The 472-nt window shown below is 45.8% G+C and carries 2 pseudogenes; both read left to right on the top strand.

The annotated features are described in order from the left end of the window. Positions 1 to 238, top strand: a pseudogene (locus AAHB12_RS31340) (hypothetical protein); the annotation flags it as partial. Between the two features lie 15 nt (positions 239 to 253). Beyond that, positions 254 to 472, top strand: a pseudogene (locus tag AAHB12_RS31335) (IS200/IS605 family accessory protein TnpB-related protein); the annotation flags it as partial.

Here is a 472-nt window from a genome sequence, read left to right as displayed (position 1 = left end):
TCAGGATCAAAAGAGCCATGCAGTATGGAGACAAGCATTCCGTCACAAACGGAATGCCAGGATGACAATCTCTGGACGGAAGGATGCGAAGTATGGGAACTTTGTGTTCCAATATGATGCGCCAAGCCAAACCTTACATATCAGAAGTACCACAGGGCGGGCGCTTGTACTTCCGTATGTGTATGTTCCTTATGGACAAGACCGGGTGCAAGAATCCATCGCCACGCAGCTTTCCTAGAAGTATGGTCAGTCAATGGGTTGGTCAATCGAAGACCATGGTACGTACTATATCATCAAATGTATCGTAGAAGATCCAGAACATCCTCATCTCAATCACTCAAAAGCAGACGGTGTCATCGGTGTGGACCTAAACTACAATCATATTGCCTTCTCCCATGTGAATGGACAAGGACAATTACTTTCCTCCTCCTGTCTCTATTTCTCCTTAGAAGGGAAACGAAGCGGACAAATT

This window comes from Bacillus sp. OTU530 (genome assembly GCF_038440375.1).
This window is presented reverse-complemented; position numbering and strand designations above follow the sequence as displayed.